Source organism: Candidatus Liberibacter sp. (genome assembly GCF_014048425.1).
Classification (GTDB): domain Bacteria; phylum Pseudomonadota; class Alphaproteobacteria; order Rhizobiales; family Rhizobiaceae; genus Liberibacter.
The window spans coordinates 1-2620 of record NZ_JACETX010000079.1 but is presented as its reverse complement, the minus strand read 5'-3'; the positions used below and the strand labels follow the sequence as shown (position 1 = coordinate 2620).

Genomic DNA, 2620 nt, shown 5'->3' with positions numbered 1-2620 from the left:
TTCCGTCATTAGGAGACGAGTTTAGAATGGAAAAGGCTGATTTTTATGAAATCCTAGGCGCAAGTCGTACCGCTAGTGATAAAGAGCTTAAATCTGCATTCCGTAATCTGGCAATGAAGTATCATCCTGACAAGAATCAGAATAATCCTGAAGCAGAAAAAAAATTTAAAGAAATAAACGACGCTTACGAAGTACTGCGAGACCCTGAAAAGCGCGCCATGTATGACCAATATGGGCATGCAGCTTTCGAAAACAGAGGCAGGACAAGCAGCAGCAGCGGTGGCTTTGGTGCAAATATGGGCGGTGGCGGCAGTGTTTTTTCCGAAATTTTCGACGATATTTTCGGGGAAATGATGGGATCTGGTCATGGTCGCAAGCGAACTTCATCGGCGCAAGAACCCGGTGCAGATCTCCGTTATAATCTAGAAATATCCCTTGAAGATTCCTTTTCTGGTAAAACAATAGAAATACGCGTCCCTACTGCTGTTAGATGCGATATCTGTTCCGGATCTGGCTCAAAGCCAGGAACCAATCCACAAGTTTGTAAAACTTGCAATGGATCTGGGCGGGTATATACAACGGCTCAAAGTTTTTTCTCTATTGAGCGCGCGTGTATGACTTGCAATGGTTCTGGGCAAAGAATTGCTCACCCCTGCTCTCATTGCCACGGACAAGGACGTATGGCAAAAGAAAAACTCTTGTCTGTGAATGTTCCTTCAGGAATTGAGGATGGCACACGTATCAGGCTATCTGGTGAGGGTGAAGCTGGACTACAAGGAGGAAGTCCGGGAGATCTATATATATTTATCTCCGTTAAAAAACATCAGTTTTTCCAAAGAGATGGATCCGATCTATATTGCGTTGTGCCCGTTTATATGACAACGGCTGCGATCGGCGGAACTTTTGACGTAGCAACGCTTGATGCTACTCACTCGCGTGTTACCGTACCTGAAGGAACTCAAACTGGAAAGCAATTTCGCCTTAAAGGAAAAGGTATGCCGGTAGTAAATTCCACCCGAAAAGGTGATCTGTATGTACAGATTAAGGTTGAAACGCCGCAAAAGTTAAACAAACGTCAGCGTGAACTATTGGAAGAATTTGAGAAAATATCCTCGAAAGATAATAACCCTCAATCTACAGGGTTTTTCTCTCGCATGAAAGATTTCTTTGAAACTCTTGGCAACTAATTCTTTCTAATACAGAATATTATGGATGGAAAAGCATATCACAAGCAGAAGCATAACATCATCAGCAAAATCGATGGTATTCACAACAAATAATATACAAGAACCATACGTCAGAACAATATTCTCCATCGTGAAAAAAGACCAGGTCTTATACGCATGAGAACTGGTCTTTCTCGTATAGGAATCCAATCTTCAAGGATCATTACATCCTTCTGTTGAGATTCAAGATGCGCCAGAAATCCTAAAAATACGCGATAAAAAGAACTAGAACAAATCAAAATCTTAGATTTTTTTGGAGAATACTAATAAATTCTGCGCCGCAACAAAAATACCTTGAAGAAAATTTCTGCTCTGAATCAGGGAAATTGTTTTTATCACGACTGCATATGATCTCCCTGTATCAATGATCCTAGTCATTATTGAATCAGTAAATTATCCTCAACATTTCCTCAAAGGCTCAATGTCCAAAAAAACATATCAACGATAAAAATTCTGAAAAATTTCTTCATATCTCATATAAACAACAAATCCATGTATCGTAGAACTGTTTTCGGAACCAAAATAAGCCGGATTTTACGAAGAAGAGTTTTCCCTAGGAAGGATATCAGAAAACAGCAATAATTGAGATCTACTAGCCTAAGATATTATTGAGAAAAAATGAAATACATCCTTTCACGGCGTCTGCACATTTCTCCTCTCTCCTCATTGATAATATTCGATTTCTGTACAGGAATGGCATGCCTCTAAATATAGCAGATATCTTCCGACACTCTCATTCGAACAACTCAATCGCTTCCCTCCTCCTCCTACTCCTCCTATCACCGAGCAGGATGCTTCATAACGGAGTCCACAAAAAACCAAAATTTATTGAGATCAAGACGTCGCTGTATCCCAACACAATCTGTTTACTATATACGCAAAACAGAGAATATAGAGGTATCACAATATATAATCTTGAATACCTTGAACTTTTCTAACCCAATGACACTCTCATCCTCTCCATTCTTTCTTCTTATCAGAAATAAAATAGCAGCTTCTCCTCTCCTTGATTCACACAAGGAACGGGAGTAACCTCAACTCCTCCTCCTATATTATGCTTATGCCATGACGCAGCAATCTTTTCGCCAATCGTAATACTACATCCGAAAAGATGACCGCTTCTATCGATAATCCATGTTCATGTCTCCTAAAATCAATGGATACCTCGATTTTTGTAAAAAAACTGCAGTAATCACCTGCAAGCTTTATAAACAATATCCCTCAATCAAAAAAATCAAGATCAACATATCCATGCCTTTCTTAAGTATGGCAATAACATCTATATATAGGAGCGAAATTAACACCCTAAAAACAACTACTTAACTATCCCCGAACCCAGAATCAGAGGTTGTGGATTCTCCTGCATCTTTTAGATTCATAGTCCGCACCTTTTA

The 2620-nt window shown here is 39.6% G+C and carries 1 protein-coding gene; it reads left to right on the top strand.

Going from position 1 to position 2620, the window contains the following annotated elements:
• Positions 1–26: 26 nt before the first annotated feature.
• Positions 27–1187, top strand: coding sequence for a molecular chaperone DnaJ (gene dnaJ / locus H0G72_RS05945; RefSeq protein WP_182017851.1), 1161 nt, complete (start codon positions 27–29; stop codon positions 1185–1187).
• The last annotated feature ends 1433 nt before the right edge of the window (positions 1188–2620 follow it).

Bases quoted from the DNA above. Each gene is read 5' to 3' on its own strand.
- dnaJ (WP_182017851.1), top strand. From the start codon at position 27: ATGGAAAAGGCTGATTTTTATGAAATCCTAGGCGCAAGTCGTACCGCT.